General features: G+C 51.9%; 10 protein-coding genes. 9 read left to right on the top strand and 1 reads right to left on the bottom strand.

The window, feature by feature from the left end:
- Positions 1 to 84: 84 nt before the first annotated feature.
- On the bottom strand, positions 85 to 1,179 hold the full coding sequence (locus ACO08I_RS01245; RefSeq protein WP_421948226.1) for an endonuclease/exonuclease/phosphatase family protein: 1,095 nt from the start codon (positions 1,177 to 1,179) through the stop codon (positions 85 to 87).
- Between the two features lie 259 nt (positions 1,180 to 1,438).
- On the opposite strand from ACO08I_RS01245, the gene ACO08I_RS01250 reads away from it, so the two are divergent.
- The 9 genes from ACO08I_RS01250 (at position 1,439) to ACO08I_RS01290 (ending at position 14,763) form a co-directional block, all read left to right on the top strand.
- The gene (locus ACO08I_RS01250; protein WP_421948227.1) at positions 1,439 to 4,228 is read left to right on the top strand and encodes a TonB-dependent receptor; all 2,790 of its coding nucleotides are present in this window, start codon (positions 1,439 to 1,441) and stop codon (positions 4,226 to 4,228) included.
- A gap of 45 nt (positions 4,229 to 4,273) precedes the next feature.
- A complete protein-coding gene (locus ACO08I_RS01255; RefSeq protein ID WP_421948228.1) occupies positions 4,274 to 6,301 on the top strand; it encodes a DUF5689 domain-containing protein in 2,028 nt (675 codons plus the stop codon).
- Positions 6,302 to 6,384: 83 nt separating this feature from the next.
- The gene (locus ACO08I_RS01260; RefSeq protein ID WP_282779971.1) at positions 6,385 to 7,119 is read left to right on the top strand and encodes a tRNA1(Val) (adenine(37)-N6)-methyltransferase; all 735 of its coding nucleotides are present in this window, start codon (positions 6,385 to 6,387) and stop codon (positions 7,117 to 7,119) included.
- Positions 7,120 to 7,211: 92 nt separating this feature from the next.
- Complete coding sequence (ppk1, locus tag ACO08I_RS01265) at positions 7,212 to 9,263, top strand: polyphosphate kinase 1 (protein WP_421948229.1); 2,052 nt, start codon at positions 7,212 to 7,214, stop codon at positions 9,261 to 9,263.
- Positions 9,264 to 9,331: 68 nt separating this feature from the next.
- Complete coding sequence (locus ACO08I_RS01270; protein WP_421948230.1) at positions 9,332 to 10,489, top strand: DUF3419 family protein; 1,158 nt, start codon at positions 9,332 to 9,334, stop codon at positions 10,487 to 10,489.
- A 26-nt stretch (positions 10,490 to 10,515) separates the two neighbouring features.
- Entirely contained in the window at positions 10,516 to 11,163 is a 648-nt protein-coding gene (locus tag ACO08I_RS01275; protein ID WP_421948231.1) for a class I SAM-dependent methyltransferase, read from the top strand.
- Between the two features lie 110 nt (positions 11,164 to 11,273).
- Complete coding sequence (locus tag ACO08I_RS01280) at positions 11,274 to 12,638, top strand: TrpB-like pyridoxal phosphate-dependent enzyme (protein ID WP_421948232.1); 1,365 nt, start codon at positions 11,274 to 11,276, stop codon at positions 12,636 to 12,638.
- Between the two features lie 359 nt (positions 12,639 to 12,997).
- On the top strand, positions 12,998 to 14,059 hold the full coding sequence (gene ilvC / locus ACO08I_RS01285; RefSeq protein ID WP_044226152.1) for a ketol-acid reductoisomerase: 1,062 nt from the start codon (positions 12,998 to 13,000) through the stop codon (positions 14,057 to 14,059).
- Between the two features lie 344 nt (positions 14,060 to 14,403).
- Positions 14,404 to 14,763 (top strand): four helix bundle protein, encoded by a 360-nt coding sequence (locus ACO08I_RS01290; RefSeq protein ID WP_345894636.1) that lies wholly within the window; start codon positions 14,404 to 14,406, stop codon positions 14,761 to 14,763.
- Positions 14,764 to 14,819: the final 56 nt, after the last annotated feature.

Raw genomic sequence — 14,819 nt, forward strand, 5'->3', positions numbered from 1 at the left:
AATTATCTGTACGTTCAGCCCGCTCAGCAGCAAAGGCTAAGGGGAGAAATGCCGGCAAATAATCTTCGGTTTGATCGCATCAGGCTACCCGGCAGGCTTTACCATGAAAATGTAGACCGGGAAGTGGTCGCTATAGCCCCCAAGGTACTCATTTCCGCCAAAAGTCCTAAACGGATAACCTTTGAAACGGCCGTGTTTTTGCAACATGTAGCGGGGATTGTGTATTCTGACTTTGTAAAACTGATAGCCTTCCTGCCGCTCATCCAACAACCCATCAGACAGGATCATCTGATCGAATAAACTCCAGGCATCGCGGTAAGCCAGGGTTCCAATGCCTTTGCGGTACAGCTCATACATGGGGTTGTAAAACTCCCCCTTGCGCACTTTCCTGCGGTTGGTCTTAGCACCGATGACCTCCTTAACGGAAGGGCTGATGGGGTCATCATTCAGGTCGCCCATGATGATGATTTTTGCCTTAGGGGCTTCGGCAAAGATGGAATCGGCTGCGGTTTTGCAAACCAACGCAGCTTTATTCCTGGCAGGCTGACTGGCGGCTTCCCCGCCGCTTCGGCTTGGCCAGTGGTTGACCATAAAATGCATGGGCTCGCCGTCAAAATTGCCGGAAACGAGGAGAACGTCGCGGGTGTAATCGGGCTCGCCGTCCCGGTAGAGTTCCACAAAGAGGTTCTCATGGCCCTTCAGCTCGAAGTACTTGGGGTTGTACAAAAGCGCGACATCGATCCCACGCTCATCAGGCGAATCCTGATGGACGATCTGGTAGTTCCGGTCTTTGATGAGGGGATGCTTCACAAAGTCTTCCAGCACACTGCGGTTTTCTATTTCTGAAACGCCAAGTACGGCTACCCCATCCGGCGTAACGTCAGTGCCTAATTCCGCCACGACTTTTGCAAGGTTGTCCAGTTTAGCCTGATACCGCTTAGTGTTCCAGACTTTGCTCCCGGTGGGCGTGAATTCGGTATCGCGCACATCCTCGGTATCCAGGGTGTCAAAGAGATTCTCAAAATTGTAAAAACCTACGGCGGCAATTTTGTAGTTCTGCTGGGCAGTCAGTATTGTAATGGCTGAGCTTAAAAATACCAGGACAAGGGTCAGATGGCGAATCATGGCAGTTTGGGGTTGGAAATTGTCAGAAAGGTGTTGGAAATTCGTTTTTTGCATAAACCTGTTTTCTCGATTACAAGCTTTCCCAACCGGAAAGCAGGGGCAAATATATTAATTCTGATTTTGTAAAAACGAAGACTGAATTGGCCATCGGTATTAAGTTTTGGTTAATTTTTGGCTGGGAGATCTTAAATAAAGTTATTTTTCTTCTACTTTTGCACACGCTTTCAGGACCAATGCCCCCTGATTGCTGCACAGCTATCCCAACGACTACACACCCGCTCCATCGTACATTATTCTGATATAAACCATACTTATGCAACTGAAAAGAACGCTTTTTACCCTCTTAGCGCTTTTGCCTGCGTGGCTGTTACAAGCGCAGGTAGAGGTTCGCGGTACTGTCCTGGACAGTGAGACAGGCAGGCCGGTAGCTGCGGTAGTAGTTACCCTTGATGATGGGACCACCGCCGTTTCTGAAGAGAAAGGTGCCTTTGTCTTTTTCAACGTACCAGAGGGTAAACATGATTTCACCTTCCGAGGTACAGAGGACTACGTTACACAAACCCAAAGCACGGTCGTTAAAGATCAGGGCGATGGTGTTTTTACGCTTGGAAGGGTAGAGCTCGTGCCCACGCAGCGCGATGAAGGCATCACTAATAAAGAGGACTTCATCCCTACCATTACTCTTTCGGATGGTGACCTTGAACAGGAAACGGACAATCAGAATATTTCCGGTGTCCTGGCTGCTTCAAGAGATGTCTTTGTCTCAGCGGCCGCCTTTACTTTCGGCCCTGCACGTTTCCGGATTCGGGGCTATGACTCCGAAAACACCGCTGTTTTCATAAACGGAGTGCCTTTCAATGAATTGGAAAATGGCCGTGCTTTCTGGAGCGCCCTGGGTGGTTTGAACGATGTAACCCGCAACCGGAATGCAGAGGTTGGACTGAGCCCGCTTTCTTATGCCTTTGGTGGCGTAGGCGGGGGTTCTTCCATTGATACCCGTGCTTCTTCACAGCGCGAGCAGACCCGCGTGACGATGTCCGCAACCAACCGGGGCTACCGCTGGCGTACCATGCTCACGCACTCTACCGGAATGATGGACAATGGCTGGGCTTTTTCCTTCTCCGGGTCTCACCGCTGGGCGCAGGAGGGGTATGAGCCAGGTAGTTTTTACGATGCCTATGCTTACTTCATGGCTGTTGATAAAAAACTGGGAGACAAGCATCTGCTGAATCTGACCACATTTGGTGCCCCAACGCAGCGTGGCCGGGCCGGAGCAAGTACACCGGAAATGTACGATCTGGCAGATAACAACTACTACAACCCCTTCTGGGGCTACCAAAATGGTGAAAAGCGGAACTCCCGCATATCCCGGGTGCATCAGCCGGTGATTATGCTCCGGCATGACTGGCAGTTGAGTGAAGACGCTACACTGACTACTACGGCATCTTATCAGTTTGGGCGCATCGGTGGTACGGCCCTGAACTGGTTTGAAGCCCCGGACCCACGCCCCGACTACTACCGGAACCTGCCCAGCTATTACGAGTCAATCGGCCAACCTGAGGCAGCAGCCATTGTAGAAGCAGACCTGCGCACTAATGAATCTTCCCGTCAAATCAACTGGGATCAGTTTTATGAGGTCAACCGGACTTCTCAGCTGGCAGATAAGTACCCGGAGTTCCTTGAAGGGCAGCAGGCGGAAGGCCGCTGGGCACAGTATATGGTGGAAGACCGCCGCTACGACTCCCGGGAGTTTAACTTTTACAGCAATTACAATCATGTGATCAGCGATATCTTCACGCTTAGCGGTGGGTTGACTTATCAAACGCAAACCATCGATAACTTTAAGGTGGTGGATGATCTGCTTGGCGCCGATTACTTCGTGGACATCGACGCTTTTGCGGTGCGCGATTTCCCCGACAATCCGGAGGTGCAGCAGAGTGACCTGAACAATCCCAACCGCATCGTGCGTGAAGGGGACCGTTTCGGGTGGAGCTACGATATTGATGTGCGCCGTGCCGATGGATGGCTGCAAGGGCAGTTTACCCTGCCACGCTTCGACATTTTTGCTGCGGTGAATGCGAATCAAACCACTTTCTGGCGCACAGGTAAGTACCGTACGGGCCGCTTCCCGGATCAATCCTTTGGTGAATCTGAAAAACAGAATTTCACCAATCTCGGCGTGAAGGGCGGGATTACTTACAAAATTGATGGCCGTAACTACCTTTTTGCCAATGGTACGCATATGACTCGTGCTCCATTTGTACGGAATGCCTACGTATCCCCACGTACCCGGGATCAGCTGGTACCTGGCCTGGAAAGCGAGACCATTTATGGTGGAGAAATCGGTTACCTGCTGCGTTCGCCGAATGTACAGGGCCGGGCATCGCTTTACTACACACAGTTTAGCAACCGTACCGAGATCATCCGTTTCTACAATGACCTGCAGCGTGCATTTGGCAGTCTTGTAATGACCGGACAGGACCAACTGCATCAGGGCGCAGAGCTGGCGATTGAGGCAAAGGTCACACCATCTCTTAGCATTCGGGGGGTGGCAGCGCTGGGAGACTATGTTTTTAACAGTAATGCCCAAGGCGAATTGTACGGCGACGATCAGGAGACCTTTGATCAGGTCAACAGTGAATTTGAGGTATTCCAAAAAGGCCTCAAAGTACCGGGCCGTCCTCAAAACGCTTACACGCTGGGGCTGAACCTTAGACCGAAAGGCTTCTGGTTTGCCTACCTGAATTTCAACTACTTCGACAACGTATTTATCGACTTTAGCCCGATTAACCGTTCACCGGAGGCTGTGATTGGGCTGGAGCCCAGCTCTCTGGAGTATGATCAGATTGTGGCGCAGCGTCAAACTGACGGCCAGTTCACTGTTGACTTCTTCGGTGGTAAGTCCTTCAAGTTTGGCAGTACCTTCCTGTACATCAATGCGGGGGTCAACAACATCCTGAACAATACCGAATTCATTACAGGTGGTTTTGATCAGCTGCGCTTTGACTTTGATGCCCGGACTGGCGCTGATTCTGTTTTCCAGCCGCGGTATTATTACCTGTATGGCCGTAACTTCTTTGTCAATATTAGTTTAAGCCTGTAAGACAGACCTCAATCATCATTTAAAAGACATAAAAGCGATTATACAATGAATTTTCAGTTTTCAAAGCTGTTCTTTTTCAGCCTGCTGTTTAGTATGGCTGTGCTTCCATCCTGTGTTGATACCGAATTTGAAGAGCCACCTGTAACCGGTACCGAGCTTGAAGTGACGGGCAACACTTCCATCGCAGACCTTAAAAGCCTCTACATCCCCGGCCGTCTGACGGTTATCGAAACGGATGTCATTGTGCAGGGTATAGTTGTAGGCAACGATGTACAGGGCAACTTCTTCCGCTCCCTGATCATTCAGGACAGTACTGCCGGTATAGAAGTCCTGATCAACCTTACAGATGCCTTTAACCTCTTCCCACTCGGGCGCGAGGTCGCTATTGACTGTAAAGGCCTGGTACTGGGCGAGTTCAATGGTATCGTGCAACTGGGCGGTTACATCATTCAGGAAGGTGGAGGTGAAGAGCTGGGCGACATCATCGACTACAATTCGCGCATTTACCGCGGTATGCTTGTCGGTGAGCCGGAACCCGCTGTCCGCACGATTAACTCCCTGGGTGTCAACGATATCTCCACTCTGGTACAGCTGCAGGATGTAGAGTTTGCCTCCTTCGAGCTGGGGCTGACCTACGCCGATGCTTTCGGCCGCAGCACGCTCAACCGTACGCTTCAGGATTGTGATGGCAATGAAATTGTCGTTCGCACAAGTGGTTTCGCGGACTTCGCAATTGATACACTGCCCGATGGCAATGGTACGCTCACCGCTATCTTTAATGTATTTGGAGATACCAAGCAGTTATTCCTCCGTAGCGCTGACCTCGATGTGGATATGACTGGCACGCGTTGCAATGCCGGCACGGGCGAAGAAGAGCTTATGACCATTCGTGAACTGCGGGACGTCTTTGCGGATGGCGGAACAGAAGGCCCCGAAGACCGGAAGATCCGTGGCGTAGTGATTTCTGATAATCAGAATGGTAACTTTGACGGCCGGGTAGCAGTGGTTCAGGATGGCACCGCTGGTATTACCATTTTCTTTCAGGGCGACCACGGCTTTAGCCTGGGCGAAGAGATCGAGGTTGTCGTTTCCGGTCAGGAGCTTTCGCTTTTCAACGACCTGCTGCAGCTTGACTTTATCAATAATGACCTGGCCACTTCCAATGGCATGGGCGACCCGGTGGAACCCCGCGTAACTACTATCGGAGAGGTGCTGGACAATGCTGAGGCCTGGGAATCTACGCTGGTGCAGATCAATGGCGCAAGCATTTCCGGTAGTGCGACCTTTACAGGTGCCACCACAGTAAATGACGGTTCTGGCAGCATTACGATGTTCACCCGCCCCTCAGCCACCTTCGCCAGCTCTGCACTGCCGGCGGAGCCAGTGGATATGACGGCTATTGTTTCACAGTTCACCGACCATCAGTTGGTCATCCGCAACCTGGAAGATGTAGGGGGCGAAACCGGTGGTGGCGGCGGTGACCCCGAGCAAATCAGCCTTGCGGAGATACGCACGCTGTTTGAAGGCGGTGCCACAGCTGTGCCAGCCAACCGTTTTATCAATGCCGTTGTGATCTCGGATGTGGATGCGAATAATACAGACTTCCGGAATATGGTCATTCAGGACGAAACCGGAGGCATAGTTATCCGCTTTGCTGATCCTCATAGCTTTGCTTTGGGTGAAGAGGTGGAAATCAGTGTTGGCGGTGACGAGCTGAGTGAATTTAACGGGCTGCTCCAGATAAATGACGTGGACAACGCCGATGCTACAAGTATGGGCAACGGCACCTTGCCGGAACCACGTGACGCCACCATTCAGGAGATCCTGGATAATGCGGAAGCCTGGGAGTCCACCTTGGTTAAGGTTTCCGATGTTTCTTACACAGAGGGTGGTACATTCTCCGGTGCCAAGACGCTGGATGACGGTACAGCTACCATTGCGACCTTCACCCGCAGTCAAGCCACTTTCTCTGGTAGTGCGGTTCCTGATGGTGCCTTTACCCTTACGGCCATGGTTTCCGAGTTCAACTCACCTCAACTGACCCTTCGCAACCTCAATGATATTCAGCAGTAAGCAATCTGTTGAACCATTCTGACCAAAAAGCCTTAATAAGGGGAGCAGTAACAAAAACCTGCTCCCCTTACTTGAATCCAGCTATGGCAAAGACAGAAAAACAAACCGCTCCGTTTCAGTTTAAGCAATTCGCTGTACAGCAAGACCGTTGCGCGATGAAAGTAGGCACGGATGGGATCATGCTCGGTGCCTGGGCACAGGTAGATGCCGCTACTCAGGCGCTTGATATAGGCACCGGGACCGGCGTCATAGCGCTCATGCTGGCACAGCGTGCCCCGGAAGCTACCATCCATGCGATTGATATTGACGATGTGGCCTGTGAGCAGGCAGGTGAGAACTTTGCGTCTTCGCCATGGGAAAAGCGCCTGTCTGTGATTCAGGAAGCCATTCAGGACTATGCGCGCACCACCCGCACCACTTACGACCTTATCGTTTCCAACCCACCGTTCTTTTCCGGCGGCACCTTCGGTATGAAGGAGGAGCGTGCGATTGCCCGGCAAACGGTCCGCATGCCGCACGGAGATCTGCTCATTGCGGTTAGGCAGCTATTGGCAAAAAACGGGCGGTTTTGCCTGGTGTTGCCTTACCTCGAAGGGCTCCGGTTTCAGGAAAGAGCGGAGGAATACCACCTGTTCTGCACCAAAGTGACCGAAGTGCGGCCAAAACCTGACGCAGCGGTCAACCGCTTGCTGATGCAGTTCGAGCAGGAAGATAGACCTACCGAAACCGATCAACTGGCCATCAGGGCAACGGAAGCGGAGGATTCCTACACCCCGGCCTACCGGGCGCTGCTACAAGAGTTTTTGCTAAAATTTTAATATATAGATAACACTCCATCTATCGCTTATAAGCACATTCTGCCTAGTTTTGCTCCCTTGCTTAACCCTCAATAATTCAATCCGCAGGCAGTATGGCAAAAACGGAATTGGTAAAACGCGATATCAGCTGGCTTTCTTTCAATCACCGGGTACTTCAGGAAGCGATGGACAAATCGGTGCCCCTTTACGAACGCATCAAGTTTTTGGCTATTTACAGCTCCAATCTCGATGAATTTTACCGGGTGCGGGTAGCTTCTCTACGTAGTTTCAAAGAACTGAAGAAGAAAACCCGGAAGGCTCTCGACCTGGAGACTAAGCCCAAAAAAGAGCTTAAACAGATCCGCAGGATTGTACAGGAGCAGCAAGAGGTCTTTGGCCGCATCTTCCGTACGGATATCATCCCGGAGTTGGAAAAAGCAGGTGTGCGCCTGATCAACAACGAAGCCTTCACAGGACCGCAACAGGAATTTGCCAAACGCTATTTTTTTGAGAAAGTCTACCCCTGCCTGAACCCCATCATTTTAGAGCCGGAATCCGCATGGCCTTTCCTTGAAAACAAGGGGCTTTACTTTGTGATTGATCTGGAAGGGGAAGGCCGTACCGCTATCCTCCAAATGCCTACAGATAATTTGCCCAGGTTTCAGGAGTTGCCCTCAGAAGATGCAGGGATTTACTACCTAACTTTTCTGGACGATATCATTCGCTATAACCTTCCGGCTTTTCTCGATGAGCCTGTCCTGGGCGCCTACGCCATCAAAGTATCACGGGATGCTGAGCTCTACATCGATGACGAATACTCCGGCGATTTGATAGAGAAGATTCGCGAAAGCCTCGATGAGCGAAATATCGGTCTGCCCACACGCTTTCTCTACGACAGCCGCATGCCGGAAGAACTCCTGGGGCTGCTCAAAGAGCAACTGAAATTAAGCAAGCATGACCTCATCCCCGGCGCCCGCTATCACAATTTCAACGACTTTTTTGGTTTTCCCAATCCAACGGATCAGAGCGAGCTGCACGATGAGCCCATGGAGCCCCTGCTGCATGAGGGGCTGGAGCAGGCAGAAGCCCTGTTGCCTTATCTCCGGGAGCAGGACGCTGTGCTGCACTTTCCCTATCAGAAATACGACTACATCCCAAGGCTGATCCGCGAAGCAGCGCAGGACCCGGATGTGACCACCCTCAAGATTACCCTTTACCGGGTTGCTTCCCGCTCCGCAGTAGTGGATGGATTGCTGGCAGCCCTCAAAAATGGAAAACAGGTCACCGCTTTTATCGAAGCTAAAGCCCGGTTTGACGAAGCGGCTAATCTGTACTGGGGCGCTGAGCTGGAAAAAGCCGGCGCTACGGTGATTTACAGCTACCCTGGTATCAAAGTGCATACCAAGCTATTGCTGATTATTCGGCAGGAAGAAGAGGATTTGCGGCATTATGCCTATCTGGGCACCGGCAATTTTAATGAAAAAACGGCCCGGCTGTACTGCGATCACGCCTTGCTTACTGCTGATCCCCGCCTGGCTAAAGAAGTCGGGCAGGTCTTCGATTTGCTGGAGCGGAAGATCCTTATGCCAAAGTGCAAACATCTGTTGGTTTCTCCGTTCACCACGAGGAGCGGTTTTGAGGCTTTGCTCAAGCAGGAGATCAGGCATGCCAAAGCAGGGCGAAAAGCCTACGCCATGCTCAAAATGAACAGCTTGGAAGACCCCGAAATGATTGAGGAAATCTACGAAGCTTGTAGGGCTGGCGTAAAGGTACAGTTGATTGTACGTGGTATCTGCTGTGCGGTACCTGATTTGGAAGGCGTGGGCGAAAACCTGGAAATCATCAGCATCGTAGACCGGTTTTTGGAACACGCCCGGGTTTATATTTTTGGAAATGGAGGGGAGGAGCGCCTGTTTCTCGCCTCAGCTGACTGGATGACCCGCAACCTGGACCGCAGGGTGGAGGTAGTTTTCCCGGTTTATGATAAAAGAATCCGGGAGGAGATCCGGCACATCATCAACCTGCAACTTGCTGATAATACCAAGGCGCGCATCATTAATGCAGAACAAAATAACCCTTACCATTATCAGGGGGGCACGCCGGTAAGGGCTCAGGTCGCCACCTACCAATGGCTGGCTAAGCGGGAACCTGTAGGTTTACAATAAGTTAGCACAAAGATAATTCAGGGCTAACGCTATTCGGGTTGACGCGTACTATTTTCACCACAAAAAAAGTGACGAAGATCAACCACCTGCGGGATTGGGTATTCCACCGCGTACACAAGAGCAACCTTGTTTACAATACCTGCTGGGAAGACCCCCGCTGCGACCGCGAACTCATGGCTATTGATGCGGACAGCGAAATTGTTATGATCACAAGTGCCGGCTGCAATGCGCTCGATTATCTGCTGGATGGGCCCAGAGCCGTGCACTGCGTTGACATGAACCCCCGGCAAAATGCTTTGCTTGAACTCAAGCGTGCCTTTTTCAGCCACAGTGATCCGGAAACGTTGTTTCAAGTGTTTGGCAGGGGCAGCCACGAGGCTTTCCCGGAGCTCTACCACCGGCAGCTCCGCTCTGCACTGCCTGGCTATGCGCAGGAATACTGGGATGAGCACCTCCATTACTTTTCACCTAAAGGCTTGCGGAAGTCCTTTTATCATTTTGGCTCCTCGGGCACCTTCGCCTGGCTGGCCAGCAATTACCTAAAGGGGCGCAAGAAACTCTTCCGTCAGATCGATCAAATGTTCCACGCTGCTACGCTGGAAGAGCAGAAGGAAATCTACCTGCAGGTAGAAGAGCGTGTCCTGAATAATATGGTAGAATGGATGGTCAACCGCCACCTCACCATGTGCCTGGTAGGGGTGCCCCGGTCGCAGCAGGAGCTTTTTGTGAAAAAATACGAGCGGGGCGCATTGGGCTTCATTCAGGAGTGTCTGCGCAAAGTCTTCACGGAGTTGCCTTTGCAGGACAACTACTTCTACCGGTTGTACATGTATGGCACTTATACAGAAACCTGCGCTCCCAATTACCTGTTGCCGGAGCACTTTGAGCCTCTTCGTGACCGAATAGACCGGGTGCAGACAAATACCACTACAATCAGTCAGTTCCTGAAGGACAATCCTGGTGCCTATTCCCACTACGTACTCCTTGACCATCAAGACTGGCTGGCTGCCAATGACCGGCCGGCGCTGGAAGAAGAGTGGCGACTGATTCTGGAGAATAGCCGGCCCGGCACCAAAATATTGCTGCGCTCAGCGGCTCATGAAGTGGACTTCTTTCCTGATTTTGTGCAGAAAGCGGTTGTTTTCGAGCAGGATTTAACGGCTAAAACCCATCAACTTGACCGGGTGGGCACTTACGCTAGTGTTTATCTGGCCGAAGTACAGTAGTCACCTCCTTAATCAAAAAATCAAATATGGCATCCAAGCATATCACGGCCTCCGTTACAGAACAGAACGAAACCATGCAGCGCTATTACGTGCTGCAATCCAAAATCTACGACCTCACCCGCTGGACCTTCCTGTTTGGGCGTCGGGCAGTCATTCGGCAGTTGCCCCTTGACCCCGGAAAAGCGCACCGTATCCTGGAAGTGGGCTGCGGCACCGGCTACAACCTTCGGCTGCTGGCCCGCCGTTTTCCCAAAGCTCACCTGACCGGGCTGGATGTATCTGCTCACATGATTGAGAAAGCCACAAAAGCGACCAAGCCGTTTGCGCAGCGGGTCCAACTGGAGGAGCGCCCCTATGCACTGGGCGACACCCAATACCTGGAGCAATTCGACGCCGTTCTGTTTTCTTATTCTCTGACCATGATTAATCCACAGTGGGAAGAGCTGATCCGGCAGGCTAAGGCTGATCTGAAGCCCGGGGGCATCATAGCGGCAGCTGACTTTTTTGATTCCCGGTTTGGGTGGTTCAAGACGCACATGGGCAATAATCACGTTCGCATGGACGGGCACCTGCTGCCGCTTTTGGAACAGGAATTCACGACACTTTTCCATAGTGTAAAACCAGCCTACGGTGGGGTGTGGGATTACTTCGTGCATCTGGGCAGTAAGGCGTGAGGTTGTCTCTTGTTTTTGTAAAATTGCCGATTTTTGTTTGGTTTGGGAGTGGGAAAACTTGGTGAATATGCTAATTTGGTGGGTATTACTGCAACCAAATTCAAATTAGCATGAACACACGGAAAATCTTACTGTCGGAAAATGAGATTCCGGAGGCGTGGTACAATATTGTGCACGATATGCCCAACAAGCCCCTGCCTCCGCTGCACCCCGGCACTAAGGAACCCATCGGCCCGGATGCCCTGGCGCCCCTCTTTCCAATGGGCCTGATCCAACAGGAAGTGACCCAGGAAAAATGGGTGGAAATACCAGAGGAAGTCCGCGAGGTCTATAAAATCTGGCGTCCCACGCCAATGTTTCGGGCCACAGGGTTGGAGAAAGCGCTGGACACTCCTGCCAAAATTTATTACAAGTACGAAGGTGTGAGCCCTTCCGGTTCTCATAAGCCCAATACTGCGGTTGCGCAAGCTTACTACAACAAGCAGGAAGGCGTAAAGCGGATCACGACCGAAACCGGCGCCGGTCAGTGGGGCAGTGCCCTGAGTTTTGCCTGTCAGCACTTCGGTATCGAATGTGAGGTCTACATGGTGAAGATCAGCTACGAGCAGAAGCCCTACCGCAAGATGATGATGAATACCTGGGGCGCCAAAGTCTACCCTTCGCCCACTGATCTTACCGAAGCGGGGCGTCAGGTACTGGCCAAAAACCCCAATTCGCCGGGTAGCCTTGGCATTGCCATTTCAGAAGCCGTAGAGCGTGCAGCTTCTGATGAGCATACCAAATATGCCTTGGGCAGCGTCCTCAATCATGTCCTCATGCACCAAACGGTGATTGGGCTGGAAGCCGTCAAGCAGATGGAGAAAGCCGGTGATCAGCCGGATATTGTGGTGGCGCCTTTTGGTGGAGGTTCCAACTTTGCCGGCATCAGCTTCCCTTTCCTGCGGCTTAATCTGGAAGAGGGCCAAAATATCCGGTGCATTGCCAGTGAGCCTTCTTCTTGCCCTAAGCTCACCCGCGGCGTGTTCCGTTATGACTTTGGCGACATGGTCGGAATGACCCCACTGCTGCCCATGTACACCCTTGGGCATAACTTCGTCCCGGCACCGATTCATGCCGGAGGGCTGCGCTACCATGGGGCGGGCGTTGTGGTGAGTCAGCTGCTAAGGGATCAACTTATTGAGGCCCGCGCACACGATCAGCTCGAGTGCTTCGAAGCAGGCGTGCTTTTCGCCAAAACAGAAGGCATCATTCCAGCACCTGAGACCAACCACGCTATCGCCACGGCCATTCAGGAAGCCAGGCGCTGCAAGGAGGAAGGCAAGAGCGAGACCATATTGATCCATCTCTGCGGGCACGGCAACTTTGACCTTGCTGCCTACGAAAATTACCTAAGCGGCAACCTGGTCAGGCACGAAATCACCGAGGAAGAAATACAGGCGGCTCTGGCAGAGCTTGACACGCCTACGATCGATTAATCTATTTAGGAGGGTTAATGAAATCAGCGGCATTGGTGATCCTTTTGGGATTATCGGTGCCGCTTTGTTTTGCTTGGATTTCGTAATACGCCCCTTGGGCTGGCTTGGGAAACGTAGGCGACATCTTAGGGGGATAGTTTAGAAGCCTAATGGTTCAATATCTTGGCAATCAATATATTGAGTGTGGGAAATGAATTTGTTGCCTAAAACCCGTAGTGTCTGGGAGTGTGGTCTTTACTACTGTAAAATGCCCGCTAAAAGGCGGCGGGGATAACAGCGGCGGGTGTTGAAATTCCGTTATTTCGTCTCCCCTGCATCATGCAGTACATTTCAGAAAGCTTAAAAAACAACAAAATAACATGGCAAAGCTAAATTTTGGTGGCGTAGAGGAAAACGTAGTCACCCGTGAGGAATTCCCGCTGGAAAAGGCGCGGGAGATTATGAAAGACGAAACCATTGCCGTCATTGGCTACGGGGTACAGGGCCCGGGGCAGGCACTCAACCTCAAGGACAATGGGTTTAATGTGATTGTCGGTCAGCGTCAGAATTCCAAGACCTGGGACAAGGCTGTAGATGATGGCTGGGAGCCGGGTGTTACGCTATTCCCGATTGAGGAAGCCGTAGAGCGTGGTACCGTTATTCAGTACCTGCTGAGCGATGCGGCACAGATCTCCGTATGGCCTAAGATTAAACCGCTTTTGACCAAAGGCAAAGCGTTGTATTTTTCTCATGGCTTTGGCATTACCTACAAGGAGCGCACGGGCATTATCCCACCGGAAGATGTGGATGTGATTCTGGTAGCGCCTAAAGGTTCCGGTACAAGCCTTCGCCGTTTATTCGTAGCCGGCAAAGGGCTGAATTCCAGCTACGCTATTTTCCAGGATGCAACCGGACGTGCTAAGGACCGGGTGATCGCATTGGGTATTGGCGTAGGTTCGGGATACCTGTTCGAAACGACTTTCAAGCAGGAGGTGTACAGTGACCTGACCGGTGAGCGCGGCTCTTTGATGGGGGCGATTCAGGGCTTGTTCGCTGCACAGTACGATTGCCTGCGCCGTCATGGGCATAGCCCGTCCGAAGCTTTCAACGAAACCGTGGAGGAACTGACACAGAGCCTGATGCCGCTCGTAGCGGAAAATGGTATGGACTGGATGTATGCGAATTGCTCTACTACGGCACAGCGGGGTGCGTTGGACTGGTGGAAGAAGTTCCGTGATGCGGTAGCGCCGGTTTTTGATGAATTATACGATAGCGTAGCGAAGGGCGAAGAGGCACAGCGGTCTATTGATTCCAATAGTCAGTCCGATTACCGGGAAAAACTGGATGCGGAACTCAAGGAGTTGCATGATAGTGAGATGTGGAGAGCGGGCCGTACGGTGCGGGGGCTTCGGCCGGAGAATCAGGGGGAGAAGGTTGGGTAGTTTTGTAGTCGGCAGTGGGGAGTCTTGTAGTCGGCAGTGGGGAGTCTTGTAGTCGGCAGTGGGGAGTCTTGCAGTCGGCAGTGGGGAGTCTTGTAGTCGGCAGTGGGGAGTCTTGCAGTCGGCAGTGGGGAGTCTTGTAGTCGGCAGTGGGGAGTCTTGCAGTCGGCAGTGGGCAGTCTGGCAGTGGGCAGTCTGGCAGTGGGGAGTCTGGTAGTGGGCAGTCTTGCAGTCGGCAGTCTTGCAGTGGGCAGTGGGGAGTCTTGCAGTCGGCAGTGGGGAGTCTTGTAGTGGGGGGATTTGTTTAACTTGTCTTAAAATGGGATAGGATGGAGAAGAAATTTAATTTGAGGTATACGGAGCTGCTGGCATATAAAAAGGCATTTGAGCTGGCGGTTGATATCTTTGAAGTTTCTAAGTCTTTTCCTAAGGAGGAGCGGTACTCGTTGACGGATCAAATCCGGCGGGCATCGCGCTCGGTGTGTGCGAATATTGCGGAGGGGTACAGGAAGCGGCGTTATCCTAAGCATTTTATTAGCAAGTTGTCTGATTCGGATGCGGAGAATGCGGAGGTGCAGGTTTGGACGCAATTTGCCTACCGGTTCGGTTATATTCCTGTGGGGCAGCATGATACGTGGTTGGAAAACTCCGTTGAGGTGGGCTCTTTGCTGGGGTATATGATGGACAACCCGGGTAAGTTTAAGTGAAGGCCATCTCTGCTTTTAATAGACTATTGAGGTATAGCAACTATCGGAAAAAAGTA

Source organism: Phaeodactylibacter xiamenensis (assembly GCF_965229835.1).
Classification (GTDB): domain Bacteria; phylum Bacteroidota; class Bacteroidia; order Chitinophagales; family Saprospiraceae; genus Phaeodactylibacter; species Phaeodactylibacter xiamenensis.